The sequence below is a fragment of the Citrobacter sp. Cpa228 genome (assembly GCF_030333085.1).
Taxonomy (GTDB): domain Bacteria; phylum Pseudomonadota; class Gammaproteobacteria; order Enterobacterales; family Enterobacteriaceae; genus Citrobacter; species Citrobacter pasteurii.
Genome location: NZ_JAOWGQ010000053.1, coordinates 175831 through 202046, shown reverse-complemented (window position 1 = coordinate 202046; position 26216 = coordinate 175831). Strand labels below are relative to the sequence as shown.

At 52.3% G+C, this 26216-nt stretch carries 23 protein-coding genes, 1 tRNA gene and 2 pseudogenes; 20 read left to right on the top strand and 6 right to left on the bottom strand.

Annotation, left to right across the window (positions count from 1 at the left end; translation table 11 throughout):
* Window positions 1-51: 51 nt before the first annotated feature.
* Complete coding sequence (gene fldB, locus OGX91_RS17015) at window positions 52-573, bottom strand: flavodoxin FldB (RefSeq protein ID WP_149692349.1); 522 nt, start codon at window positions 571-573, stop codon at window positions 52-54.
* 113 nt (window positions 574-686) lie between these two features.
* Between fldB and xerD the strand changes: the two genes are divergently transcribed.
* The 5 genes from xerD (at window position 687) to lysS (ending at window position 6776) form a co-directional block, all read left to right on the top strand.
* Window positions 687-1583 (top strand): site-specific tyrosine recombinase XerD, encoded by an 897-nt coding sequence (gene xerD / locus OGX91_RS17010; RefSeq protein WP_005123354.1) that lies wholly within the window; start codon window positions 687-689, stop codon window positions 1581-1583.
* 23 nt (window positions 1584-1606) lie between these two features.
* Window positions 1607-2320: a bifunctional protein-disulfide isomerase/oxidoreductase DsbC gene (gene dsbC / locus OGX91_RS17005; protein WP_005123355.1), complete on the top strand. Its 714-nt coding sequence runs from the start codon at window positions 1607-1609 to the stop codon at window positions 2318-2320.
* Between the two features lie 5 nt (window positions 2321-2325).
* Entirely contained in the window at window positions 2326-4059 is a 1734-nt protein-coding gene (gene recJ, locus OGX91_RS17000) for a single-stranded-DNA-specific exonuclease RecJ (protein ID WP_149692347.1), read from the top strand.
* Window positions 4060-4150: 91 nt separating this feature from the next.
* Window positions 4151-5249 (top strand): peptide chain release factor 2 gene (gene prfB, locus OGX91_RS16995; RefSeq protein ID WP_096878465.1). Its coding sequence is split into 2 segments (ribosomal slippage): window positions 4151-4225 and window positions 4227-5249, totalling 1098 coding nucleotides; the frame shifts between segments, so codons are not numbered across the junction.
* A gap of 9 nt (window positions 5250-5258) precedes the next feature.
* Window positions 5259-6776 (top strand): lysine--tRNA ligase, encoded by a 1518-nt coding sequence (gene lysS / locus OGX91_RS16990; RefSeq protein WP_005123357.1) that lies wholly within the window; start codon window positions 5259-5261, stop codon window positions 6774-6776.
* 100 nt (window positions 6777-6876) lie between these two features.
* Here lysS and idi read toward each other — a convergent pair whose 3' ends face one another.
* Window positions 6877-7425, bottom strand: coding sequence for an isopentenyl-diphosphate Delta-isomerase (gene idi / locus OGX91_RS16985; RefSeq protein ID WP_005123358.1), 549 nt, complete (start codon window positions 7423-7425; stop codon window positions 6877-6879).
* Between the two features lie 53 nt (window positions 7426-7478).
* Window positions 7479-7705: pseudogene (locus OGX91_RS16980) on the bottom strand (DUF554 family protein); the annotation flags it as partial.
* A gap of 2 nt (window positions 7706-7707) precedes the next feature.
* Between OGX91_RS16980 and OGX91_RS16975 the strand changes: the two are divergent.
* The 4 genes and pseudogenes from OGX91_RS16975 to OGX91_RS16960 form a co-directional block, all read left to right on the top strand.
* Window positions 7708-7965: pseudogene (locus tag OGX91_RS16975) on the top strand (LysR family transcriptional regulator); the annotation flags it as partial.
* 89 nt (window positions 7966-8054) lie between these two features.
* Window positions 8055-8777: an amidase activator ActS gene (gene actS / locus OGX91_RS16970; protein ID WP_040232139.1), complete on the top strand. Its 723-nt coding sequence runs from the start codon at window positions 8055-8057 to the stop codon at window positions 8775-8777.
* An 80-nt stretch (window positions 8778-8857) separates the two neighbouring features.
* A tRNA-Gly gene (locus OGX91_RS16965) sits at window positions 8858-8931 on the top strand.
* Window positions 8932-9378: 447 nt separating this feature from the next.
* Window positions 9379-9774 carry a superinfection immunity protein gene (locus OGX91_RS16960; protein ID WP_082031738.1) on the top strand — a complete coding sequence of 132 codons (396 nt, stop codon included), beginning with the start codon at window positions 9379-9381 and terminating at the stop codon, window positions 9772-9774.
* A gap of 17 nt (window positions 9775-9791) precedes the next feature.
* On the opposite strand, the gene OGX91_RS16955 is transcribed toward OGX91_RS16960, so the two are convergent.
* Entirely contained in the window at window positions 9792-10001 is a 210-nt protein-coding gene (locus tag OGX91_RS16955) for a hypothetical protein (RefSeq protein WP_040232140.1), read from the bottom strand.
* A gap of 375 nt (window positions 10002-10376) precedes the next feature.
* On the bottom strand, window positions 10377-10913 hold the full coding sequence (locus OGX91_RS16950; protein WP_286626942.1) for a GNAT family N-acetyltransferase: 537 nt from the start codon (window positions 10911-10913) through the stop codon (window positions 10377-10379).
* 869 nt (window positions 10914-11782) lie between these two features.
* Between OGX91_RS16950 and pgaA the strand changes: the two genes are divergently transcribed.
* The 6 genes from pgaA to OGX91_RS16920 all read left to right on the top strand — a co-directional run bounded on the left by pgaA (window position 11783) and on the right by OGX91_RS16920 (window position 18707).
* A complete protein-coding gene (pgaA, locus tag OGX91_RS16945) occupies window positions 11783-14245 on the top strand; it encodes a poly-beta-1,6 N-acetyl-D-glucosamine export porin PgaA (RefSeq protein ID WP_199947095.1) in 2463 nt (820 codons plus the stop codon).
* Window positions 14246-14254: 9 nt separating this feature from the next.
* Window positions 14255-16276, top strand: coding sequence for a poly-beta-1,6-N-acetyl-D-glucosamine N-deacetylase PgaB (gene pgaB, locus OGX91_RS16940; RefSeq protein ID WP_040232143.1), 2022 nt, complete (start codon window positions 14255-14257; stop codon window positions 16274-16276).
* Window positions 16273-17607: a poly-beta-1,6-N-acetyl-D-glucosamine synthase gene (pgaC, locus tag OGX91_RS16935; protein ID WP_040232145.1), complete on the top strand. Its 1335-nt coding sequence runs from the start codon at window positions 16273-16275 to the stop codon at window positions 17605-17607. The genes pgaB and pgaC overlap by 4 nt, the downstream gene beginning before the upstream one ends.
* Entirely contained in the window at window positions 17604-18110 is a 507-nt protein-coding gene (gene pgaD / locus OGX91_RS16930) for a poly-beta-1,6-N-acetyl-D-glucosamine biosynthesis protein PgaD (protein WP_005123367.1), read from the top strand. Before pgaC ends, pgaD begins: the two co-directional genes overlap by 4 nt.
* A gap of 82 nt (window positions 18111-18192) precedes the next feature.
* Window positions 18193-18423, top strand: coding sequence for a 4Fe-4S mono-cluster protein YjdI (gene yjdI, locus OGX91_RS16925; protein ID WP_005123368.1), 231 nt, complete (start codon window positions 18193-18195; stop codon window positions 18421-18423).
* Window positions 18424-18434: 11 nt separating this feature from the next.
* Window positions 18435-18707, top strand: coding sequence for a GNAT family N-acetyltransferase (locus OGX91_RS16920; RefSeq protein WP_005123370.1), 273 nt, complete (start codon window positions 18435-18437; stop codon window positions 18705-18707).
* A 35-nt stretch (window positions 18708-18742) separates the two neighbouring features.
* Here OGX91_RS16920 and OGX91_RS16915 read toward each other — a convergent pair whose 3' ends face one another.
* Complete coding sequence (locus OGX91_RS16915; protein ID WP_005123372.1) at window positions 18743-19672, bottom strand: LysR substrate-binding domain-containing protein; 930 nt, start codon at window positions 19670-19672, stop codon at window positions 18743-18745.
* 392 nt (window positions 19673-20064) lie between these two features.
* On the opposite strand from OGX91_RS16915, the gene OGX91_RS16910 reads away from it, so the two are divergent.
* The 5 genes from OGX91_RS16910 (at window position 20065) to OGX91_RS16890 (ending at window position 26196) form a co-directional block, all read left to right on the top strand.
* Window positions 20065-20670, top strand: coding sequence for an ankyrin repeat domain-containing protein (locus tag OGX91_RS16910; protein WP_286626940.1), 606 nt, complete (start codon window positions 20065-20067; stop codon window positions 20668-20670).
* 15 nt (window positions 20671-20685) lie between these two features.
* Window positions 20686-21585 carry an oxamate carbamoyltransferase subunit AllH family protein gene (locus OGX91_RS16905; protein WP_502873374.1) on the top strand — a complete coding sequence of 300 codons (900 nt, stop codon included), beginning with the start codon at window positions 20686-20688 and terminating at the stop codon, window positions 21583-21585.
* Entirely contained in the window at window positions 21563-23110 is a 1548-nt protein-coding gene (gene fdrA / locus OGX91_RS16900; RefSeq protein WP_155021761.1) for an acyl-CoA synthetase FdrA, read from the top strand. Before OGX91_RS16905 ends, fdrA begins: the two co-directional genes overlap by 23 nt.
* Window positions 23110-24528, top strand: coding sequence for a YlbE family protein (locus tag OGX91_RS16895; RefSeq protein ID WP_286626936.1), 1419 nt, complete (start codon window positions 23110-23112; stop codon window positions 24526-24528). Before fdrA ends, OGX91_RS16895 begins: the two co-directional genes overlap by 1 nt.
* A gap of 117 nt (window positions 24529-24645) precedes the next feature.
* The gene (locus OGX91_RS16890; RefSeq protein ID WP_003825560.1) at window positions 24646-26196 is read left to right on the top strand and encodes a hypothetical protein; all 1551 of its coding nucleotides are present in this window, start codon (window positions 24646-24648) and stop codon (window positions 26194-26196) included.
* The last annotated feature ends 20 nt before the right edge of the window (window positions 26197-26216 follow it).

Below are 26216 nucleotides of genomic sequence, written 5' to 3'. Positions count from 1 at the left end.
CGCTATGTAAGCCGGAGAAAGCATTCACGCCGTCATCCGGCAACACAGTTATCAGGACCAGTGTTCGGCCATTTCACCGAGAATTTGCTCACACCATGCCTGGATACGTTCATCGCTGAGGTCGTATTGGTTAGTTTCATCCAGTGCTAAACCGACAAACAACTGCCCATCGGCAATCACGGGTTTATCACTGGTGAATTCATAACCTTCTGTTGGCCAGTAACCGACAAACTTAACGCCTTTGGTGACCAGTTTATCATGCAGCATACCCAGTGCATCAAGGAACCACTCACCGTACCCCAGTTGATCGCCCATGCCGTAAAGCGCGACAATCTTGTCTTCCAGGTTGAGGTTGTCCAGTTGATCCCAGACCGCTTCCCAGTCTTCCTGAATTTCACCGAAATCCCAGGTTGGAATACCCAAAATGAGCACGTCATACTGCTCCATTAGGGCTGGGGAATCATCCTTGAGATTGTGCAGTGTCACCAGTTCGGGACCCAGGATATCGCGGATTTTTTCTGCTGCCATTTCGGTGTAGCAGGTGCTTGAACCGTAAAAAAGACCCATGTTCATGACGTAAACATCTCAATTCTGCTGTAGCGTTGCGGGTAGTGTAACAGAATCGCCGCATTCTCGGCACAATGAGGCATAATGCATCAAAAATGAGAGTGGAATAAGGGGCGCGAGTGGAACAGGATCTGGCGCGCATCGAGCAGTTTCTTGATGCACTGTGGCTGGAACGAAATCTGGCAGAGAACACGTTAAGTGCGTATCGTCGCGATCTGACAATGCTTGTTGAATGGTTGCACCATCGTGGCATTTCACTGGCGACGGCGCAGAGCGATGATTTGCAGGCATTGCTGGCTGAGCGGATGGATGGCGGGTATAAAGCCACCAGTTCAGCACGTTTGCTCAGTGCCATGCGGCGTTTTTTTCAGCATCTTTACGGCGAAAAATTTCGCGAAGACGATCCGAGCGCCTCGCTTGCTTCACCTAAACTTCCGCAGCGTTTACCAAAAGATCTTAGCGAAGCGCAGGTAGAACGGCTGCTGCAGGCCCCGCTTATTGACCAACCGCTTGAGCTACGCGACAAAGCGATGTTGGAGGTTTTGTACGCCACGGGGTTGCGCGTATCAGAGTTGGTGGGGCTGACGATGAGCGATATTAGTCTGCGCCAGGGCGTTGTGCGGGTGATTGGTAAAGGCAACAAAGAGCGGCTGGTGCCGTTAGGCGAAGAAGCCGTGTACTGGCTGGAAACATACCTGGAACACGGTCGTCCATGGTTGCTCAACGGCGTATCGATTGACGTACTGTTTCCCAGCCAGCGTGCGCAGCAGATGACCCGTCAGACTTTCTGGCATCGTATTAAACACTATGCTGTGTTAGCAGGGATCGACAGCGAGAAACTATCACCGCACGTATTGCGGCACGCTTTTGCCACGCATCTGCTCAATCACGGTGCTGACCTGCGCGTGGTGCAGATGCTGCTGGGGCATAGCGATCTCTCGACTACGCAGATTTATACACATGTCGCAACGGAGCGCTTGCGTCAACTACATCAACAGCATCACCCACGAGCGTGAGTGCTGACAGTAAAGGATAGGTTATGAAGAAACGTTTTATGATGCTCACCCTGCTGGCTACAGCGTTTTCGGGCATGGTGCATGCAGACGATGCAGCTATTCGCCAGTCATTAACGAAGCTGGGCGTGCAGAGCACCGAAATTCAACCTGCTCCGGTTGCGGGCATGAAAACCGTACTGACCAATAGCGGTGTGCTGTACGTGACTGAAGACGGCAAGCATATTATTCAGGGGCCGATGTATGACGTAAGTGGCGCAAGTCCGGTGAATGTCACTAATCAACTGCTGATGAAGCATCTGAATGCGTTGGAAAAAGAGATGATCGTCTACAAAGCGCCGCAAGAAAAACACGTCATCACCGTTTTCACCGACATCACCTGTGGCTACTGCCACAAGCTGCATGAAGAGATGAAAGACTACAATGCGTTAGGGATCACCGTCCGTTATCTGGCCTTCCCTCGACAAGGGCTGGAAAGCCAGGCGGAGCAGGACATGAAGTCTATCTGGTGTGCGAAGGACAAAAACAAAGCCTTTGACGATGCAATGGCGGGCAAAGACGTGAAAGCGGCGACCTGTGATGTGGATATCGCGAATCATTATGCACTGGGCGTGCAGTTTGGCGTCAGTGGCACACCGGCGATTGTCCTGAGCAACGGCTATGTTGTTCCGGGCTATCAGGGGCCGAAAGAGATGAAAGAATTCCTCGACGCACACGAAAAACAGACCAGCGGTAAATAATTCGCGTGAAACAACAGATACAACTCCGTCGGCGCGAAGCCGACGAGACAGCCGAACTGCCAGCGGATTTGCCTCCCTTGTTGCGTCGTTTGTACGCTGGTCGTGGCGTGCGCAATGCGCAGGAGCTTGAACGTAGCGTGAAAGGGATGTTGCCGTGGCAGCATTTGAACGGCGTCGAAAAAGCGGTTGAGATCCTCTATAACGCCTTTCGCGAAGGAACCCGCATCATTGTGGTGGGGGATTTCGATGCCGATGGTGCGACCAGCACGGCGCTGAGCATCCTGGCGATGCGTGCGTTGGGCTGCAGCAACGTTGACTACCTGGTGCCTAATCGTTTTGAAGACGGCTATGGTTTAAGCCCGGAAGTGGTGGATCAGGCCTATGCCCGGGGCGCTCAGCTGATCGTTACTGTGGACAACGGTATCTCGTCCCACGCGGGCGTTGAACATGCCCGAACGTTGGGGATCCCGGTCGTTGTGACCGATCACCACCTGCCCGGTGACACGCTGCCGGGCGCAGAGGCTATCATCAACCCTAACCTGCCCGACTGTGAATTCCCGTCGAAATCGCTGGCAGGCGTTGGTGTGGCCTTCTACCTGATGCTGGCGTTGCGCACCTTCCTGCGTGACAAAGGCTGGTTTGATGAACGCGGCATTGCACCGCCGAACCTGGCCGATTTGCTTGATCTGGTTGCTTTGGGCACAGTAGCAGACGTGGTGCCGCTGGATGCCAATAACCGTATCCTGACGTGGCAAGGTTTAAGCCGCATTCGTGCTGGAAAGTGCCGCCCTGGCATTAAAGCGCTGCTGGAGATTTCCAATCGTGACCCGCTCAAACTGGCCGCCAGTGATTTAGGTTTTGCGCTTGGCCCTCGGCTGAACGCGGCAGGTCGTCTGGATGATATGTCCGTCGGCGTGGCGCTGCTGCTGTGCGACAACATTGGTGAAGCGCGTATGCTGGCCAATGAACTGGATGCTCTCAACCAGACGCGAAAAGAGATTGAACAGGGTATGCAGGCAGAAGCACTGGCCCTGTGTGAAAAACTGGAGCGCAGTAGTGACACACTCCCGGGGGGCCTGGCGATGTATCATCCCGAATGGCACCAGGGGGTGGTCGGCATTCTGGCATCGCGTATTAAAGAGCGTTTCCATCGTCCGGTAATCGCCTTTGCTCCTGCGGGGGATGGCACCTTAAAAGGTTCCGGACGTTCGATCCAGGGACTGCATATGCGTGATGTGCTGGAGCGTCTGGACACGCTTTATCCCGGCATGATCATTAAGTTTGGTGGACATGCGATGGCAGCAGGTCTGTCGCTGGAAGAAGCGCAGTTTGAGCGTTTCCAGCAGCGTTTTGGTGAACTGGTAACCGAGTGGCTTGACCCCGCTTTATTACAGGGTGAGGTAGTCTCTGATGGTCCGCTGAGTGTGGCAGAGATGACCATGGAGGTCGCGCAAATGCTGCGCGATGCCGGTCCGTGGGGACAAATGTTCCCGGAGCCGCTGTTTGACGGGCACTTCCGACTGCTTCAGCAGCGCCTGGTCGGTGAGCGTCACTTGAAAGTGATGGTGGAGCCTGTTGGCGGCGGCCCACTGCTGGACGGAATTGCGTTTAATGTCGATACCACCTGCTGGCCGGATAACGGTGTTCGCGAAGTTCAGCTTGCCTACAAACTGGATATTAACGAGTTTCGTGGCAACCGCAGCCTGCAGATTATTATCGATAATATCTGGCCAGTTTGACGAATTTAGTGTGTATAAAATTGAGCCGGGATCCGGTACAATCCCGCTCTTATCACCGCATTTTGACTAGTCCAATAAAAGAAATCAGACCATGTTTGAAATTAATCCGGTAAATAACCGCATTCAGGACCTCACGGAACGCTCAGACGTTCTTAGGGGGTATCTTTGACTATGATGCCAAGAAAGAGCGTCTGGAAGAAGTAAACGCCGAGCTGGAACAGCCGGACGTGTGGAACGAACCCGAACGCGCTCAGGCGCTGGGTAAAGAACGTTCTTCCCTTGAGGCCATCGTTGATACGCTCGATCAGATGAGCCAGGGCCTGGAAGATGTCTCCGGCCTGCTGGAACTGGCTGTAGAAGCCGACGACGAAGAAACCTTTAACGAAGCCGTAGCAGAACTCGATACGCTGGAAGATAAGCTGGCCCAGCTGGAATTCCGTCGTATGTTCTCCGGTGAATATGACAGCGCGGATTGCTATCTCGATATTCAGGCTGGCTCCGGCGGTACCGAAGCGCAGGACTGGGCCAGCATGCTGATGCGTATGTATCTGCGTTGGGCTGAAGCGCGCGGCTTTAAGACGGAAATTATTGAAGAGTCTGAAGGTGAAGTGGCGGGTATTAAATCCGTGACCATCAGAATCGCTGGAGAATATGCTTACGGTTGGTTGCGCACGGAAACTGGTGTACATCGTCTGGTACGTAAGAGCCCGTTCGATTCCGGCGGCCGTCGCCATACGTCGTTCAGTTCTGCGTTTGTCTATCCGGAAGTTGACGATGATATCGATATCGATATCAACCCAGCGGATCTGCGTATTGACGTTTACCGCGCCTCGGGTGCGGGCGGTCAGCACGTTAACCGTACGGAATCTGCGGTGCGTATTACCCACATCCCGACCGGGATTGTGACGCAGTGCCAGAACGACCGTTCCCAGCACAAGAACAAAGACCAGGCCATGAAGCAGATGAAAGCGAAGCTTTATGAACTGGAAATGCAGAAGAAGAATGCCGAGAAACAGGCGATGGAAGACACCAAGTCAGATATCGGCTGGGGTAGCCAGATTCGTTCTTATGTCCTTGATGACTCCCGCATCAAAGATCTGCGTACCGGGGTTGAAACCCGTAACACGCAGGCGGTGCTGGATGGCAGCCTGGATCAATTTATCGAAGCAAGTTTGAAAGCAGGGTTATGAGGAACCAACATGTCTGAACAACACGTACAGGGCGCTGACGCGGTAGCCGACCTTAACAATGAACTGAAAACGCGCCGTGAGAAGCTGGCGAGCCTGCGTGAGCAGGGGATCCCGTTCCCGAACGATTTCCGTCGCGATCATACCTCAGACCAACTGCACGCTGACTTCGACGCGAAAGAAAACGAAGAGCTGGAAGCGCTGAACATTGAGGTATCCGTTGCTGGCCGCATGATGACCCGTCGTATTATGGGTAAAGCATCATTCGTTACGCTGCAGGATGTTGGCGGCCGTATTCAGCTGTACGTTGCTCGCGATGACCTGCCGGAAGGCGTCTACAACGAGCAGTTCAAAAAATGGGATCTGGGCGATATCCTCGGCGCGAAAGGTAAGTTGTTCAAGACCAAGACCGGTGAGCTGTCTATCCACTGCACCGAACTGCGTCTGCTGACCAAAGCCCTGCGTCCGCTGCCGGATAAATTCCATGGTCTGCAGGATCAGGAAGCGCGCTATCGCCAGCGTTACCTGGATCTCATCTCTAACGATGAATCCCGCAACACCTTTAAAGTGCGTTCACAGATCATGGCGGGTATCCGTCAGTTCATGGTGGGCCGTGGCTTTATGGAAGTTGAAACCCCGATGATGCAGGTGATCCCCGGCGGTGCGGCAGCACGCCCGTTCATCACCCACCATAACGCGCTGGATCTGGACATGTACCTGCGTATTGCGCCGGAACTGTACCTCAAGCGTCTGGTGGTTGGCGGTTTCGAACGCGTATTCGAAATTAACCGTAACTTCCGTAATGAAGGCATCTCTGTTCGCCATAACCCAGAGTTCACCATGATGGAACTCTACATGGCTTATGCGGACTACAAAGATCTGATCGAACTGACTGAATCTCTGTTCCGTACGTTGGCGCAGAACGTTCTCGGAACGACTGAAGTGCCTTACGGTGAAGAAGTCTTCGACTTCGGTAAGCCGTTTGAAAAACTGACCATGCGCGAAGCGATTCAGAAATACCGTCCGGAAACCAACATGGCCGATCTGGATAACTTCGACTCAGCGAAAGCGATTGCTGAATCTATCGGCATCAAGGTTGAGAAGAGCTGGGGTCTGGGTCGTATTGTGACCGAGATCTTTGAAGAAGTGGCGGAAGCGCACCTGATTCAACCAACCTTCATTACCGAGTATCCGGCAGAGGTTTCTCCGCTGGCGCGTCGTAATGATGAAAACCCGGAAATCACCGATCGCTTCGAATTCTTCATCGGCGGACGTGAGATCGGTAACGGCTTCAGCGAGCTGAACGATGCCGAAGATCAGGCGCAGCGTTTCCAGGATCAGGTTAACGCCAAAGATGCGGGTGATGACGAAGCGATGTTCTACGACGAAGACTACGTTACCGCTCTGGAACACGGTTTACCGCCGACTGCGGGCCTGGGTATTGGTATCGACCGTATGGTTATGCTGTTCACCAACAGCCACACCATCCGCGATGTGATCCTGTTCCCGGCAATGCGTCCGGTTAAGTAAGATGTGAACTGCCGGATGGCGGCTGATGCCTTGTCCGGCCTACGGGGAAGACTATTCGTAGGCCGGATAAAACGCGTTTGCGTTGTCATCCGGCAATTAATTAATGGCCGCTGGAAAATGCGCGCAACAATTTTCGCGCCTTATCGTCTGAAACCTGCATTACCATCCATGGGCTGAAGGCCCACGGTGTAGCGTCAATCCCGCATAACACATCCTCAAGATTGCTCCACCGATAATCCATCACTTCCTCCGCATTCGGCTGCAGCGTGCTGATTAGCTGTGCGGCATATACCGGACAAACTTCGTTTTCCACAATTCCACTCGGATCTGCTGCGCAATAGCGAAAATCCGCGTATACGGGCGTGAGTGCGCGAATATCAGCACCCAACTCGAAGCGGGCGCGACGGATAATGGCATCTTCAGTTGTTTCCCCTGATTGTGGATGACCGCACACCGAGTTTGTCCAGACACCTGGCCAGGCTTTTTTGTGCAGTGAACGACGGGTAACTAACAGCTGGCCCTGGTCGTTAAAAATCCAACAGGAAAACGCGAGATGTAGAGGGGTATTGTGGGTGTGGGCGGCATACTTCTCGAGTATACCTGAAGGTATATCTTGCTCATCCAGCAAAACGACATGTTCCCCGGCCATGACAACTCCTGAAAAGAAAAAATAACCCGGTACAAACCCGCCGGGTCATGTACTCAGGCCACTAGGGTAGCCCATAAATGGGACAAAGGCATTATCAAAACAAGCCCTGGCAGCATGTTGGCGACCGGAAATAGTTTAATGTTGCAGATGCGCAATCCGGTCGCGACCATTAGCAATCCGCCATCATGTCTGGGGCGATCATCGGCAGAATAACCACTGCCAGCATCGCCAGCGCGACCTGGATAATAATTTGCGGGATAGCAATGGTCATCACCGTGTAACTCTGGTGTGAACGCCTGGATGATCATGCATATCCACTGCCGGGGTGATCCTCGACTGGCTGGAGTCCGGCCTGGAAGCCGCGGCATTGCTACCCTCTTCAGAAGTCGACGCGGATAAATTCGGCCAGTGCTACGTGGTGATGTATTCCCTTCGCCATAAATATTTTATCCAGCGCTAGTGAAATTACCGTCCATGCCTGATTTACCCGCGCTGATGGATATTATTGCGCAGGGATATCCGTTTAATACACCAGGTTGAACCGAAGCGATTGGGGATCGTCCGGCTGGCTGGTATGATAATTGCCTCTGGTTTGGAGGTGAACGTTCGTGTTTAGTGCAGAATGTCTGATGAGTAAACGCTTTTCTATCTTGATAATGTTTGTGGGCAGCCTGATCGTTGCAGGATGTTCCAGTTCATCTAATTCCGGCTCTACGTATACCGTGAAGCGTGGTGACACGCTGTACGCGATTTCGCGCTCTACCGGTACCAGCGTCAGGGATCTCGCCCGTCTCAACAATATATCTCCTCCCTATACCATCGAAGTAGGGCAAAGGCTGAAGCTTAGCGGTAGCACGAAAACCAGCCCGACTTCCGGCAAGACCACCACAAAATCTTCCACAAAAACAGCGGCAGTCAGACCGTCGTCCTCCGTACCGCAGTCATCCTGGCCGCCGGTGGGACAACGCTGCTGGTTGTGGCCAGCCAGCGGAAAAGTGATCCTGCCTTATTCAACGGCGGATGGCGGCAACAAGGGTATTGATATCTCAGCTGCGCGCGGCACACCGGTTTATGCGGCGGGGGCAGGGAAGGTAGTATATGTCGGCAACCAGTTGCGGGGCTATGGCAACCTCATCATGATTAAGCACAGCGAGGATTACATTACCGCTTATGCGCATAATGATACGCTACTGGTGAACAACGGGCAGAGCGTGAAGGCTGGGCAGAAAATTGCCACCATGGGTAGTACAGATGCGGCATCTGTACGCCTGCATTTCCAGATTCGCTATCGCGCAACGGCGATTGATCCGCTGCGTTATTTACCGCCGCAGGGGAGTAAACCTAAGTGCTAAAAGGCTATTTTATCAGCAGTTAGCATAGTTTGGGCTTGTCAGAGGGTGCGTAAGGTCTATAATGACCCACGCACCTCTTCGCGGGCGTAGTTCAATGGTAGAACGAGAGCTTCCCAAGCTCTATACGAGGGTTCGATTCCCTTCGCCCGCTCCAATTTCCTGATAAATCAACAAGTTATGATTTATCAGTTAGTAACGTTTACCCCACCTTAGCAGGTACAACTTAAACTACCCATTGTTCTACGCCCGCACCGGCCTAAGTTTTGGACAGCTTAAAAAAGGTAGCAGTACCCCAAATTCTTTTTAAACCTTCTTCATAGTGTCTGATCTGGCAAATGGTTGAGGGTAACAAAATGTCCAATACCAAACCTTAAATTATTGCCAGGAGATTTGATGCGCCGGAGTGGTTTACCATGAACGCTGCTATCCAATCTATCTGTTACAACATTTCTTAACACCCTGAAATTCGTAACACACCCTTGAAACGTTCACGACTATCCTCTCAAAGCCTGTAGCCACATCATCAGCAAATGATGCTGTTGCAACTAAGAGAAATTAAGTAAGCTAATACTTGATAACATAATTTGACGAGATTTTTTGGATGAACGATTATTCTTCGCTTAATGGATTTATGTTTCTTGCTGTACTGCTGGTTCTTTATCTCATCCCATCTGTTATTGCTTACAGAAGATGGCACAGAAACTTTAAGCCTATTTTTGCTTTAAATATCTTCCTTGGCTGGACCTTTCTTGGTTGGTTAGTCTGTTTGGTTTGGTCTCTCTCATCAAATACTCAACCTAAAAAAGTTGCGGAGAACGAGACTCAAAATATAGCCAAGAAATTCTTCTTAGTCAGTGCTGAGACCAAAGAACGAATTCAGGGGTTTTATACTGATGAAGGCTTATTGAAGTTTATCGATGAAAAAGGATTTTCTGTAGATAAAGTGAACAAAAACTCTGAAGGTGGTATGGATTTTCTCGTAATACTGCCTGACTAAGTCGGGCATTGTGCCATTTACTTTTCGCTGTCCGAGGTGGAGAACGTGCGAGAGTACGGGCAGGACTGCGAGCGCGTCACCAGCGTAAACAGGTAAATGCTGTTTTCATAAGTGCAAAGACGCTTCCCTCCCTGTAATTCCTGTTCGTCTGGGTTGCTCATGGTTATTTTTCCTGCATGAGCCGCCAGCGGCAGCAGGACCAGCACAAAAAGTAAAATTTTCTTCAAAGTAGTAGTCTCAATAGTCGCGTTGCGATTTGCATAGCAAAATCGTAAACGGTCATCAGTAGTCGATAGTCTGGAATACGTCTTCAATATCTTTTCCATAATCCCGCAGTATGCCAGCGTAACAGCCTGTGAGCTATGCCCTTACCCCACGTTTCAGAGCATGGTAGCCCTGGTTCTTGCGGGGCTGTGGGCTGCAATGCGAAGATTTAGCATATCACCTCTATTCAGGTGGCCAAATTCAGTAAACCACTTCAGTGCTGGAAATCCTCCCGAATGCGCAAAAAGGCACTTTCGTAAAGGAAGATGGCGAGTAGCTGGTAGATAAAGCAGGTAAACGACTGAAATAAGTATTAAGGGGGGGTCCTCCGTTTTCCCTCAAAGTATCACGCCAGTATCGGGCGGCAGTGTGCTGTTACCTTCACCCAGATTACGTTGTAGCAATACGGTATCGAGCCAGCGACCATGCTTGAAGCCAATATTCTTTAGCGTGCCGACCTCCGTAAATCCGACCTGTTGGTGGACTTTCAGCGATCCCTGATTATTGCTGTCCCCGACGATGGCAATCATCTGTCGGTAGCCGTGTATTTCTGCCCATGTAATAACATGGTGTAGTAGCGCTTTGCCCGCGCCCTGACGTTGTGCTGTCGGATCAATATAAATCGAGTCTTCGAGCGTATAACGATAGGCATAGCGTTCACGGTAGCGGGTGAGATAACAGTAACCGATGACTTTTTCGTCCTGCAGGGCCACAACCCACGGCAACCCCAGCTCGCGGATCTTAGTCAGGCGAACAAGCATTTCGCGAGTATCTGGCGGGTCAGTCTCAAAGCTGGCCGCCCCGTGAAGAACATGATGTGCGTAGATAGTATGGATAGCGGGGATGTGCTTTTCTTCTGCGTTAACGATTTTCATTGACCAGCTCCCAGCTCCCAGCTCCCAGCTCCCAGCTCCCATTGGCGTCTTTTGCCAGATTACCTGAAAGAATGCGCAAAGGGTAAGCGTAAAAGCTTATGGTTCAATGGACATCATTCAATAGTATTAGGCTTGTATTTTGTAAGGGTAAAAATTGATTGTCGTTGATATCGCCAATAATTTAACAAATAGATAAGTACAGTTTTGCGGAATGATAAATACACCAGGGCGTAGTGGAATTAACAATTACCTGTGGTCGTTTATTGAGGTATTCCACAATGCCATTTTTGGTAGGTGATAAACTTACTGTTCATAAAGCCCTTTAGTTTCATTTTGTTATATCTTTATCTAATTCTTTTTGCCTGGTGTCATGTTGCCCATTTAACCCTGAAACTTAGCCGTTTAAAATTAACTGATGTTATTTATAGTGTTATCAGTTACTGTTAATTATCAGTTTTTTCCTGTCAATTTTCAAAATGCTTATCAGGCAAACAGTTACCTGGTGTTTCTATATTTGCTGATAATAGTTATCATCGTTACGTGGTTTCGTCACGGAAACTTAATCTAAATCCAGTATTCGATCCCAAGAGTATTAGGATAATTTGGTTTAAAATACTTTTTTTGCCTAAGAGTTTTCTTATAACATAGCAAGACCCCACACTGAGTGATAAAATTCCTGAGCTTTCGCCAGCCTCTCAACGACGAGTGGACGAGTCACAGGGAGTCAATAAGGCGAAAGAATTAAATGATTTTTAGCCATATTACGAAATAAGCGGCAGTGCACTTTACATGGTCGGCAACCGTCAGGGAATGACTATAACTTATTGAAAACGCTTATTTTTACTATGATGTAAGATATAAGGGCAGATATGTTCAGTATGCGTCGACATGCCAACTTTATTAAACGCTTCAAGTCAGTAACCTGTTTATTTACGGCAAGCGTTCTTTTCCCAATGCAAGCCTCTGCAGCAGTATCAGATTATGATGCGTTGATTATTGAAGCGCGAGGTGGTAATAGCACACCGCTATTGCGCTACCTTGAGGAGCAGGGAAAGAAAAGTGCGTTAACGCCAAATCAGGTGGCTGACTGGCTGCAGGTATCCAGTTGGGTTGATAACAACGATAAAGCAACCATTGATATCTGGCAAAGGTATCATGGGCAGATGGAAGTGCCCGCACGTGGCAAAGTGGCCGCTGCACGTGCGTACCGCAATCAGAAGAGCTGGAATGAATCATTAGCCCTCTGGGAAAGCGTTGTACAGGAAGAGCCTGAAAACGCCGATGTGCGTACTGGCTGGATCATGACGCTGGCGGATGCACGTTACAATCAGCAGGCCCTGACTGAAGCGAATAAATGGGCACGCGCGCATCCGGGGGCTGAATCTGATGCACTGCTTGCCTATGTGTATCATTCACAGGGTAAAAACTGGGATGCGCTGTTAGTCGCCAGCGAGGCGGATGAAGTCGATCCGGGTAACAAAAATGCGAAATCCACGCTGTTGTCAGCGCTGTCAGCCAACCGTGTAGCTGAACCGGCGTTGGGGCTGACGGAAGTGGTTCCGACATCTGATCCCGTTAAGCGGCGTCTGGCGCTTGATGCTGCAGCCGAAAAGGTGCGCGCTTCTTATACCTCTGCACGAAATGAAGATGAGCGTTTTATCGTGGCGGATAAAGCGCTTGCTCGCTATGACCAGTTGCTGGCAGCCTGGAAAGATGATCCCGCAGCCCAGGGCGATGTGCGTCGGGCGAGAATTGACCGCATGGGCGCCCTGCTGGTGCGTAAGCGTACTGCCGACGTGATTCAGGAGTACGAATCCCTTTCAGCGGACGGTGAAGTGCCCAACTATGCCAAACGTTGGGTGGCTTCGGCGTGGCTCAGCGAACGTCAGCCGGAAAAGACCGAAGCAATGCTGACGAGCATCTATTACCCGAACGGACCTATCCCTGTGACGCCGCTCAGTCCTGAAGATCAACAGGATCTGTTCTATGCGCATATTGATAATGAAAACTTTGATGCCGCTAAAAAACAAGTCGATGACTTGATCAAAGAGAGCCCGTACCTGCGCCGTATCTATGGCTCGCCAACGCCACAGCCTAACGATAACTGGCTGCTCGGGCAGACGCTGCTGACGCAATATCATCTTGCTGCCAATGAACTGCCAGAGGCAGAAAAACTCTCAGAACATCTGGCACGAACGGGGTCCGGTAACCAGGGGCTGCGCATAACTTATGCCTCCGTTTTGGAAGCCCGTGGATTGCCACATGCGGCGGAAAAAGAGCTAAAGCTTGCGGAAGTGATTGAGCCCAGCAACCTGGAGCTGGAGCGTCAGCAGGCCTATGTGGCGCTGGATCTTCAGGAGTGGAAGCAGGCCGACGAGCTGACCGATGATGTCATCGTCCGTAGCCCGGATGATGAAGCGACCCTGCGTCTGGCGCGTATTCGTGATGTGCACAAAATGTCGGAATTGCGTATCAGCGGTACGCAGGGGATTTCCTCCGATAGTCCGGTCAGCGGTAAGAATGACTTTAACATCAATACTGCGATTTACAGCCCGCCGATTAATGACAACTGGCGACTGTTTACCGGTTTCAACTTTGCCACCGGCGAGTTTGAAGAAGGAAAAGGCATCAGCCGCGATCTGGCGGCTGGTGCTGAATGGACTTCACGTGATTACTGGGCCGAAATGGAACTGTCTGGCCGTAATTATGGCGACGGGCAGAAAATGGGGGGCCGTCTTTCAGCCTGGCATGACTTCAATGATAACTGGCGTGTGGGTGGGTCAGCAGAGCGTCTTTCCCGCAATACGCCACTGCGTGCGCTGCGTAGCGGCGTATATGCAAACGGCGGCGATATGTATGTCCGCTGGTACCAAAACGAACGGCGAGAGTATCAATTGTCGTTTGCAGCCTCACATTTCTCGGATGGTAACGATCGTATCGAATACGGGCTTAGCGGAAAAGAGCGTATGTGGACGACACCGCGCTTCACGCTGGACTTTACCCCGGGTATCGGCGGTAGCACCAACACCAAAGAGAATGTGCCGTATTACAACCCCAAAAGTGATTTCTCCGTGGTACCTGGCTTAACCGCGGAGCAGGTGCTTTACCGACACTATGACACCGTGTGGACACAGCAGGGAGTGGCTGGCGTGGGCGGCTACTGGCAACAAGGTGAAGACGCGGGGGCTATCGTCCAGTTGGGTTACGGTCAACGGCTTAAATGGAACAACGTCGTAGATGGCGGGGTGATGCTGGTGTGGGATAAACGCCCCTACGACGGTAAACGTGAGCGGAATATCTCCCTCGCTTTCGATTTGAATGTCAGGTTTTAAGGATTGTTCATGCTGAAAAGATGCCTATGGCTTAGCGCACTCATCGCTGGCTGGTTGATGATTACCGCGTGCAGCAGTGCGCACAATACGACGCCTCGCTATGTTCCTCCTGATGAGAGAACGCCGCTGACGGCAGATCACCCGTGGCCGAAAAATAGTTTTTTGGTTCTGGGCTATCACGATGTAGAAGATGATGCAGCCGATCAGCGCTACCTCTCTGTGCGTACCAGCGCGCTGAGCGATCAAATAGCCTGGCTCCGTGATAATGGCTATAACCCGATCAGCGTTCAGCAAATTCTGGATGCTCATGACGGTAAAATCGTGTTGCCGGAAAAAGCGGTGCTGCTCACCTTTGATGATGGATATAGCAGTTTCTATACCCGTGTCTGGCCGCTGCTGAAAGCCTACAACTGGCCAGCCCTTTGGGCACCTGTTGGAAGTTGGGTGGATGCCCCTGCGGACAAAAAAGTCGATTTTGGTGGCCTGATGACGGCGCGCGACAAATTCGCCACCTGGAAGATGGTCGAGGAAATGGGCAAATCGCCGTTGGTGGAAATCGGCGCGCATACCTGGAACTCGCACTTCGGTGCTGAGGCGAACCCGCAAGGAAGTAAAGAACCTGCTGTGGCAAACCGTCTTTACGATAAGAAAACCGGCAATTACGAAACGGACGAGCAATACTATCGCCGTATTAATACCGATATCTCTTTGATCACCAATAAAATTAAAGCGGTAACGGGGAAATCGCCACGTGCGTGGGTCTGGCCTTACGGTGCCGCCAGCGGTACAACCTTAAATCTGGCCAAAGAGCAAGGTTATAAGATGGCGTTTACGCTCAATGAAGGGCTGGCGAATGCGGCATTCCTTGATGATATCCCGCGTGTACTGATTTCTGATAACCCATCGCTCAAGCGTTTTGCCAGTCAGGTTGCTCAGGTGCGTGAGCCGCAGACGATGCGCGTGATGCATGTCGATCTGGATTACGTCTATGACAAAGACCCCGCCCAGCAAAAGAGAAACATCGATAAGCTGATTCAGCGTGTCTATGACATGCGTATCTCTCATGTCTTCCTGCAGGCGTATGCCGATCCGCAGGGCGACGGGAATATTCGCGAGGTCTATTTCCCTAACCGCTGGCTGCCGATGCGCGCCGATCTGTTTAACTATATCTCCTGGCAGTTACAAACCCGTGCAGGGGTTACCGTGTACGCCTGGATGCCGGTGCTGGCTTTCGATCTGGACGCCTCAATTCCGCGTGTAACGGCATGGGATCCGAAAACCGGACGTACCGCGATCAACCGCGAGAACTATGTCCGTCTTTCACCCTGGAGCAGTGAAGCGCGTCAGCGCATTACCGAGATCTACGAAGACCTGGCGAAGCACGCCAGCTTCAAAGGCATCTTGTTCCATGACGATGCCTTCCTGACGGATTTTGAAGATGCGTCGCCGGAGGCGTTAGCCGCCTACCGTGCCGCAGGACTTCCGGGAAGCATTGAGCAAATCCGTAATAACCCTCAGGCGTTTGAGCGCTGGACTCGCCTGAAAAGTAAGATGTTGATCGACTTCACTAAGCAGTTGACGCAATCGGTACGCAATATTCGCGGTCCGCAGGTACAAACCGCCCGTAATATCTATGCTATGCCGGTACTGGAACCTGAAAGTGAAGCCTGGTTTGCGCAAAACCTGAATGATTTCCTGAATACCTATGACTGGACAGCCCCCATGGCGATGCCATTCATGGAGAAAATTCCGGCCAATGATGCTAATGCCTGGCTTGATCGACTGGTGAATGCTGTCGCACAGACGCCCGGCGCGCTGGATAAAACCGTGTTTGAACTGCAGGCACGCGACTGGCGTAAATCCGGGGAACAGGCCGAAATCAGCGGTAAACAACTCGCCGAATGGATGCGTCAGCTTAAGTTAAGCGGCGCAGGCAACTACGGCTATTACCCGGATGATTTCATCAGCGATAAACCTGAGATGTCAGAGATTCGTTCGACGTTCTCCTCATACTGGTACCCGCAAAAATGACCGATCGCATAATTGCTTTCCTGATACTTTGCCTGATGTTCAGCCTGCCGTTTGGCGTGGCTGTTGTCTTCACGGGTGAAGTGATGTTGAACTTTGTCTTCTTCTGGCCCTTGTTCATGTCTGCATTGTGGATAAGCGGCGGGGTCTATTTCTGGTTTTACCGTGAGCGTCACTGGAAATGGGGAGATGAAACGCCGCCGCCAACTCTGGAGGGAAATCCGCTGGTCTCGATTTTGATCCCGTGTTTTAACGAAGGGATCAACGCGCGCGAGACGATCGAGGCTGCATTGGCTCAGCGATATAAGAATATTGAAGTTATTGCCATCAATGATGGTTCGACAGATGACACGCACGATGTTCTGGAACAGCTGGCAACAGAGTACCCAAGCCTGCGAGTGATTCACTTAGCGGAAAACCAGGGGAAAGCCCTGGCTCTTAAAACCGGTGCAGCTGCAGCGCGCAGTGATTACCTGGTCTGCATCGATGGGGATGCGTTACTGGATCGTGATGCTGTCGCCTATATTGTGGCCCCTTTGATCCAGTTCCCGCGCGTTGGTGCGGTGACCGGTAACCCGCGTATTCGTACCCGCTCGACGTTAATTGGCCGTGTACAGGTCGGCGAGTTCTCGTCGATTATCGGCTTGATCAAGCGAACTCAGCGAGTCTACGGGCAGATATTTACCGTTTCAGGTGTTGTTGCCGCGTTTCGTCGCCGGGCGTTGGCTGAAGTTGGCTACTGGAGCCCGGACATGATCACCGAAGATATCGACATCAGTTGGAAGCTGCAATTGCGCCACTGGTCGGTATTCTTTGAGCCGCGCGCCCTGTGCTGGATCCTGATGCCTGAAACATTGAAAGGACTGTGGAAACAGCGCCTGCGCTGGGCACAAGGTGGTGCGGAGGTGTTTATCGTTAACATGCGCCGCCTGTGGTCGTGGGAATTCCGCCGTATGTGGCCACTGTTCCTTGAGTTCTGTTTCTCTACCGCCTGGGCATTTGCGTATGCGGTTAGTATCGTGCTGTTCCTGTTAGGGCTGCTATTCCCGATGCCAGACACGCTGTATGTTCAGCATCTGTTCCCGCCAGCCTTCACTGGGCTTATCCTCGGCGTAGTCTGCTTGTTGCAGTTCGCGGTGAGCCTGATGATTGAACGGCGCTATGAAAAAGGGATTGGGGCCTCATTGTTCTGGATCATCTGGTTCCCGGTGGTGTACTGGATGCTGAGTCTGTTCACCACGCTGGTGGCGTTCCCCAAAGTGATGCTCAAACGCAAACGCGGCAGGGCACGCTGGGTCAGTCCTGATCGTGGTATCGGGAGGATTGAATCATGAACCAACCGCTGATTTTTACCGAACGGCGTCTGCTGCCGCGGGTGATCGACGTCGTGTTGACGCTTGTTGCCTGGATTGGGTTCTTATACCTGATTTATAAAGGGTTGATCGTCGCACTGGCGCATTCACCGCATATGGGGGTTCGCCCCTTTTTCACGACCCTGGATACGGTGACGTTTTACATTCTTATTGCCCTGGTCAATGGTCTGGTGCTTATTGGTTGGGCTAAGTACAACCAGTTTCGTTTCCGGGTGGAACGCCGCAGTCGCAGACCGGGTCTGGAAGATCATGAGCTGGCGGAAAGTTTACGCATTACCCGCGAGCTGGTGACAGAGCTGAACAAGGCGAGGGTGCTGACGGTTCACCATCATGAAAGTGGTGAGATCAGTCATATCGATGTGGACAGGGATATCGCCGATAACCGTCTGCCGCCACCGACGCCTGCGATGCTGGAGTATTTGCCACCAGAGCAGCAGCCGTCGTGGCAGAGACGGTCTGAGTGATATTTCTGCTTTCAGCGGCTTCCTTCAGCCTCGCATCGGTCTATGATTAGACCCAGACAATAAAAAAATGTGAGGCAATGTCGTGGATAAGGAACTACTGGATGCAGGTTACCGGGCCTATACCGGCGAGAAGATTGATGTCTATTTCAACACGGGGATGTGCCAACATTCAGGCAATTGCGTACGAGGAAGCGCAAAACTTTTCAACCTGAAGCGTAAACCGTGGATCATCCCGGATGAAGTCGATGTTGCGACGGTTATCAGGGTTATTGATACCTGTCCGAGTGGTGCACTGAAGTATCGCCAGAAATAAGTGAGGGAACCATGGAAATTCTTGCAGGCCACAACAAATTTTATGTTAACGATGCTGAAGGCAGGCAGGTCGCCGAGATTGTTTTTGTGCCGACGGGCGAGCATCTGAGCATCATTGAGCATACTGATGTCGACCCTAGTCTGAAAGGTCAGGGCGTGGGTAAGCTGCTGGTAGCGAAGGTGGTGGAGAAAATGCGCGCCGAAAACCGCAAAGTGATCCCGCTGTGTCCGTTTGCCCGGCATGAGTTTGATAAAACTCGCGAGTACGACGATATTCGCGCCTGAAGACTGATTTTCGCCGGATAGTCTTATCCGGCACATCACTGCCGATGCAGCAGATCCTGATAAATCCCCGTCAGTACCCCTTGTGGGCCAAACTCTTTTTTAATCCACTGCGTTACGCGACCGGTTGCCGCGTGCTGGGTTGCCAACAGCATGCGTGAATCCTGACGAGGGTTATGGATCTGTCGCGTGACCAGCAGCGACTTTTCCATGGCCTCGCGCACCATATAGTCCGGCAGAAAACCGATGCCTTCACCCAGAATCTGGCACTGACACTTGGTATTAAAATCAGGAACCAGAATCGACTCCTGCCCGTGCAGCAACCAGCCGACCTTCTTGTTGATGGTGTGCGCGGTGTCCTCCACCATAATGTTCGGGTACAGACGCAACTGACTTTCTGAAATCGGCTCAGGCATAAACGCCAGTGGGTGATCCGGTGCGATAGCGAACGACCAGCGGATCGCACCGATTTCGGTGTAATCAATCCCGCCGCCGTCCAGCAGGGTATCGGGCGCGCCAATAGCGATGTTGGCGAGGTTGTTGATGATCGAATCCCAGACGCCGTTATACACCTCGGTGGTGACGGTTATCTGGCAGGTCGGAAACTGCTTTTTGAGTACCTGTAACAGCCGTGCAGTATGCTGTGGGGTATACAACAACTGGTTAATGCAAATGCGTACCCTGGCTTCAATACCCTGGGCGATGGTATCGATGCTGCGCTTGATGGCGTGGAAGTCATTCAGCAGGTCGGTTGCTTTGCGAAAGAAGTAGCGACCGGACTCGGTGAGCTCAATGCTGCGGGTACTGCGAGTAAACAGTACCACATCGAGCCCCATCTCCATGCGTTTGATGGTGTAGCTGATGGCCGACGTTGTTAAGCCAAGCTCCTCTGCGGCCTTGCTGAAACTGCTATAGCGCGCTGCCATCGTAAAGGCCAGCAGGTTTTCCTCGGTAAAAATTGAATTCATCCGTTCTCCCCTCAGGCCATGCTGCGATGCCCACGATACGATGATTGTTGAATGTATTTGTAATCCTTATCGAGAGCAATCAGTTTTGAACAGAATTTAACACTAGAGTTACATTTGATTTGAAGGCAATCACACTTCTGTATTTTAGTTGCGACCCACTATCCGTGCTGCATACCGCCTGATTTCCCCAGGCTCTGATTCATCGCTAAAACGGCTTCCGTCATAAGGGAAAGATTGCACTACAGCACGTTTTACCCTCATTATTAAATTTTATTCAATAATCGACACGCTTACGATGAATGAAATTTAAGCGGATGTTATTCTCTAAACTCTGTTGCTATTCTCAGGTTATCGGAAATATGAAGAGTCTAAAAAACTGCAGGAGAGTGATTATGTCAGAGAAAGAACTTATTACTGAATTTCTGCTGGCGGCAGAACAGGGTAACGCCGAAGGATTAAAATCCTGTCTGGAAAAAAAGGTGGATATTAATGCCACCAACCGCCAGGGCCGTACTGCCATTATTATTGCCAGCCTGAATAAACATTATGACTGCGTTTCTTTATTGATTGCTGCCGGTGCTGATATTAATAAACAAGATCAAACCTGTTTTAATCCATTTCTGATTAGCTGCCTGACAAATGATTTAACACTGCTGCGCACGGTATTACCGGCTAACCCGGATCTTGAGCGCCTGAGCCGTTTTGGCGGTGTCGGCATTACGCCTGCCAGTGAGAAAGGTCATGTAGAGATCGTGCGCGAGCTGCTGCTGCGTACCGATATTAACGTCAACCACACCAATTTCGTTGGCTGGACGCCGCTGCTGGAAGCTATCGTACTTAACGACGGTGGCGCGAAGCAGCAGGAGATCGTCAAGCTGCTGCTCGACCATGGCGCGAACCCGCACATGACGGATAAATACGGTAAAACCCCGCTAGAGCTGGCGAGGGAAAAGGGGTATCACGAAATTGCCGAGCTGCTGATTGCCGCCGGAGCCTGACAGAGGAGCGCCGCTATCGCCACGCCATCACGGCGATGCGTTCGGGCGCTAACCGCAGACGGCGCGTTTCTTTCATTCCGGGGAACCGGGCGAGTCGAACAGGTTTTTTCCCGCGCGGTGAATCTGTTCATACCCGAGCAGCAGCAATTACTGACATTACTGAGTGAAGGTTGTGATAACGCGCCCAATAGCTGTCGGCTGGCGCTGACGCATTGTGAAGACCTGTTTCATCCCGGTGAGCCGGTCAGTTTTACCGAATCAGGGATTGTCGTTGGTAAGGATAAGTGGATAGAGACTTCCGGGTGCCTGCCGTGGCGAATGCCACAGTGGACGCCAGATGCAACAGCGTTTGCGGTTATTCGCTGGCATTGCTGGGAAGAGTGTCTCCGCCAACAGCTTAAAAACGACGACACATTATTTCTGTACCAGGGTGACAACCCGTTTTATCAGGAAATCACCCGTGAACTACTCCAGCGTCGCCAGACATTAATGACGGCGCTGAACACAGGAGAAAATATCTCTGCTGCCGTCAGCCGTTTAATTGGCCTGGGTATTGGGCTGACGCCATCATCCGATGATTATTTAGTGGGTCTTAGTACCATTTTATTTATTCCAGGACACCCACTGGGAAAATATCGGGGAGAGTTTTTCGCCGCCTTGCAGCGTGACGGAAATAATACGACATTACTCAGTAAAATTACGCTGGAGGAGGCTTTTCATCAGCGCTATCGGGAAAGTGTCGCACGACTTCTGAACCATATTATTAATGAGCAACAACCCGTTTCTACGCAATATATAACTGATATTAAAAATATCGGCTCAAGTTCTGGCTGCGACATGCTATACGGCATGGCGGATGCCTGCGCCCTGAGCCACAGGTCCGGAGGGAATTATGTCGATCAGGATAGTTGTTAAAAAGAATACGTATTTTGATTCTGTCTCACTGATGTCTATTTCAACACGCGCAAATAAGCTCGATGGTGTGGAGCAGGCGTTCGTGGCAATGGCGACAGAAATGAACAAGGGTGTGTTGAAGAATCTTGGCTTGCTTACGCCTGAGCTGGAAGACGCGAAGAGTGGCGATCTGATGATTGTCATTAAAGGCGCGAGTGAAGCGGCGAACGAGCAGACGCTGGTAGCGATTGAGGATCTGTTCACGCATAAAGAGCAGGGCGGCCAGCATGAAGCGCGCTACGCCACGCTTGCCAGTGCTAAAAAGCACGTACCTGACAGTAACCTGGCGGTTATCTCGGTTAACGGTCTGTTTGCCGCACGTGAGGCACGTCAGGCACTGCAAAATAACCTCAATGTGATGCTGTTCTCGGACAACGTTTCTCTTGAGGACGAACTGGCGCTTAAGCAGCTGGCACACGAAAAAGGACTGTTGATGATGGGGCCAGACTGCGGGACCGCCATTATTAACGGCGCGGCGCTGTGTTTTGGTAATGCAGTACGTCGCGGCAACATTGGTATTGTGGGGGCATCCGGTACCGGTAGCCAGGAACTGAGCGTGCGTATTCATGAGTTTGGCGGCGGTGTTTCCCAACTGATCGGCACGGGTGGACGCGATCTAAGCGAGAAAATTGGTGGTCTGATGATGCTTGACGCGATTGGCATGTTGGAAGCCGATCCACAAACCGAGATCATTGCGCTTATCTCCAAACCGCCTGCGCCAGCGGTGGCTCGCAAGGTGCTGGAACGCGCGCGCGCTTGCCATAAGCCTGTTGTGGTGTGTTTCCTTGGGCGTGAAGCCGCGCCTGCGGATGAAAAAGGCCTGCAGTTTGCACGCGGTACTAAAGAGGCGGCGTTGAAAGCAGTGCTGCTGACCGGCGTGAAAAAAGAGAGCCTGGATCTGCATCCGCTCAACTGGCCGCTGATTGAAGAGGTTCGCGCCCGTCTGACGCCACAGCAAAAGTACATTCGTGGGCTGTTCTGCGGCGGCACACTGTGCGATGAAGCGATGTTTGCCGCGATGGAAAAACATGCCGAAGTGTACAGCAACATCCATCCGGATCCGGCGTTCCGCCTGCAGGATCTTAACCGCAGCGTCGCGCATACCTTCCTCGATTTCGGTGATGATGATTTCACCAACGGTAAACCGCACCCGATGATCGATCCCACCAACCGCATTAGTCGTCTGTTGCAGGAGGCGCGCGATCCTGAAGTCGGCGTGATCGTGATGGATTTCGTCCTCGGCTTTGGATCGCATGAAGATCCGGTCGGCGTGATGCTCGACGCGATCGTTGAAGCCAAAGCGATCGCCGCTGCAGAGGGGCGTCCGCTGGAGATCCTCGGCTATGTGCTGGGAACCGATCAGGATACGCCGTCGCTGGAAAAACAGTGCCAGATGCTGACCGATGCCGGGGTTATCTGGGCGAGCAGTAGCACCAACACCGGATTGCTGGCGCGTGAATTTATCTGTAAAGGGGAGGAAGCCTGATGAGCCAGACGCTGTTTAACCAGCCGCTGAATGTGATTAACGTTGGCATTGCGATGTTCAGCGATGACCTGAAAAAGCAAAACGTACCTGTGACCCAACTCGACTGGACGCCGCCGGGCCAGGGCAACATGCAGGTGGTTGCTGCACTGGACGAGATTGCTGATTCTCCGCTGGCAGACAAAATTACTGCCGCTAATCAGCAGGCGCTGGAACGCATTATCCAGTCGCATCCGGTGCTGATTGGCTATGACCAGGCAATCAATGTCGTGCCGGGGATGACCCGCAACACCATCCTGCATGCCGGGCCGCCGATCCGCTGGGAAAACATGTGCGGCGCAATGAAGGGCGCAGTCACCGGTGCGTTGGTGTTTGAAGGGCTGGCGAAAGATCTGGATGAAGCCGCTGAGCTTGCCGCCTCCGGTGAAATCATCTTCTCTCCGTGCCACGAGCATGACTGCGTTGGCTCGATGGCGGGTGTGACGTCAGCATCCATGTTTATGCACGTCGTTGAGAACAAAACCTACGGCAACCGCGCATATACCAATATGAGCGAGCAGATGGCGAAGATCCTGCGCATGGGGGCGAACGATCAAAGCGTTATCGATCGTCTGAACTGGATGCGTGATGTGATGGGCCCAATGCTGCGCGATGCCATGAAGCTGGCGGGAGAAATCGATCTGCGTCTGATGTTGGCGCAGGCGCTGCACATGGGGGATGAATGCCATAACCGCAACAATGCCGGGACTGCGCTACTGATTCAGGCGCTGACGCCGTGGATCATTCAGACCGGTTATCCGGTTGAGCAACAGCGGGAAGTGTTTGAGTTTGTCCTCAGCAGTGATTACTTCTCCGGGCCGACCTGGATGGCGATGTGTAAAGCGGCGATGGACGCCGCCCACGGTATCGAATACAGCACCGTGGTGACGACGATGGCGCGTAACGGCGTTGAGTTTGGTCTGCGCATCAGCGGCTTACCGGGTCAGTGGTTTACCGGTCCGGCGCAACAGGTGATAGGTCCGATGTTTGCGGGCTATAAGCCGGAAGATTCCGGTCGTGACATCGGCGATAGCGCGATTACCGAAACCTACGGCATTGGCGGTTTCGCCATGGCGACGGCACCAGCTATCGTGGCGCTGGTGGGGGGAACAGTTGAAGAAGCGGTCGATTTCTCTCGCCAGATGCGTGAAATCACCCTCGGTGAAAACCCCAACGTCACCATTCCACTGCTGGGTTTTATGGGCGTACCGACCGCGATAGATATTACGCGCGTGGGCAGCACCGGTATTCTGCCGGTGATTAACACCGCAATTGCGCATAAAGACGCGGGGATCGGCATGATCGGCGCCGGAATAGTCCACCCGCCATTCGCCTGTTTTGAAAAGGCGATCCTCAACTGGCGCGACCGCTACTGCCAATAACAACAATCGGGGCTAACTGCGTTAGCCCCACGGTAGCGAAGCGAAAAACGTTGCTTACCTGCAGGGCTGGGCGATCCCTGAGATCGCAAACGATGCTTAACCTGTGAAGGATATTCCATGAACAGCATAAAACTAGAATGGAAACGTGGTGACTGGGCGGCTTACTTCGGGCTGATGACCAACAACCTGACTAACCTGCTGACAATGATGGGGCTGCTCATTTTTGTTGTCGGCATCCCGACTGAAATAGTTTACGGCCGCATTGCGCCAGCCTTTGGTCTGGCGGTGCTGGTGGCCAGCGTCTGCTATGCCTGGTTTGGCTTGCAGATGGCAAAACACACCGGCCGTAATGATGTGACGGCGTTGCCGTCCGGGCCCAGCGCACCGTCAATCTTTACCGTGACGTTCCTGGTGCTGATGCCGGTTTATCAGCAAACCAAAGATGCCAACTTCGCCATCCAGATAGCGCTGGTGTGGTGTTTTGTCGAAGCGTTGATCCTGGTGGGCGGCTCTTTCCTGGGCGAGACTATTCGCAAGATGATCCCGCGTACGGTACTGCTTTCTTGTCTGTCCGGCCTGGGACTGTTGCTGCTGGCGATGAACCCGATGCTGCAGGCATTCGAAGCGCCGACCGTCTCCTTCATCGTCCTGTTGCTGATTTTCATCAACTGGTTTGGTAAGAAACCTATTTTTGCCCGCATTCCGACCGGTTTGCTGCTGCTGATTGCCGGTACGGCCCTGGCGTGGATCTCCGGTTTACAAAGCCCGGAAGCCATTAAAGCGTCGATGTCTTCCTTTGGCTTCAACCCGCCGGAAATTCATGTCGACAGCTTCCTGCAAGGTTTGCCGCATGCACTGCCGTATCTGGCTTCTGCGGTTCCTCTGGGTCTGGCAAACTACATTTTCGACCTTGAGAACATTGAAAGTGCGCACGCGGCGGGGGATGAGTACAACACCCGTAAGGTGATGATGGCGAACGGCTTTGCCTCCATGCTTGGCTGCATGCTGGGCAACCCGTTCCCGGTGACCGTGTATGTTGGGCATGCGGGCTGGAAAGCGATGGGCGCCAGCATCGGCTATACCCTGGCATCTGGTATCACCATGTTCCTGGTACCGCTGTTTGGCTTGGGCGCATTTATGCTAGCCATTATTCCGATGACCGCGATAGTGCCGATTCTGGTGTTTATCGGCGTGGTGACCGCCAACCAGGTGGTGCGAGAAACGCCCAAAGTCGAGGTTCCCGTTATCTTCATCTGCTTGTTCCCGTGGATTGCCAACTGGGCATTGACCATCGTTAACAGCGTGATGGGGGCCGCCGGAACCTCTGCGGGGAAACTGGGGAGCGATCTGCTGCACAGCAAAGGTGTCTATTACGACGGACTGGTGCATCTGGGAAGCGGTGCGCCGCTGGCCAGTATGCTGTGGGGCTGCGTCGCTATCTTCGCCATCATGAACAAGCCGTTACGTGGGGCGATTGCCGCTGCCTTCGGTGCACTGCTGTCGCTGTTTGGTGTGATTCACTCCCCGGCAGTCGGCTTTGCTGAGGGCAGCTCGATGATGTTTGTTGTGGCCTACCTGATGATGAGCGGCATGTTTGTCCTCAAGCATGTTCTTGATAGCCGTGAAGCGGTGACTGCGCCTGAGCAGGAACCGACGAAAACGACCTGAATCGCCTGTAAGCGGAAGAT